Here is a 276-nt window from a genome sequence, read left to right as displayed (position 1 = left end):
CGCGCCGAAGCGCTCGAACGATTTCAGCATAAAGACCGAGGAGAAGGTAATGTTGCAAAGAGTGCGTGATGGAAACGCCGAAACTATCCTCGTGGCTGGTGGAGCCGGTTTTGTCGGCTCGCATCTCTGCGACGCCTTGCTGCTGCGGGGTCACAGGGTAATATGCGTTGATAGCTTTCTGACGGGATCAAGGGCTAATGTCCAGCCGCTGGAGAACCACCCCATGTTCCGTCTGGTCGAGCAGGATGTGTGCCACCTCTCGGACATCGACGAGCC

1 protein-coding gene is annotated in these 276 nt (G+C 57.2%); it reads left to right on the top strand.

Annotated elements, in window-relative coordinates; translation table 11 throughout:
- Window positions 1-49: 49 nt before the first annotated feature.
- Window positions 50-276, top strand: a 227-nt coding sequence (locus SB772_RS40560) for an NAD-dependent epimerase/dehydratase family protein (RefSeq protein WP_410838593.1), incomplete at its 3' end; no start/stop codon positions are given.

It is taken from the genome of Paraburkholderia sp. SIMBA_030 (assembly GCF_046535245.1).
In the GTDB taxonomy this organism is placed as follows: domain Bacteria; phylum Pseudomonadota; class Gammaproteobacteria; order Burkholderiales; family Burkholderiaceae; genus Paraburkholderia.
The sequence above is the reverse complement of the archived record's forward strand: the minus strand, read 5'-3'. Positions and strand labels throughout refer to the sequence as shown.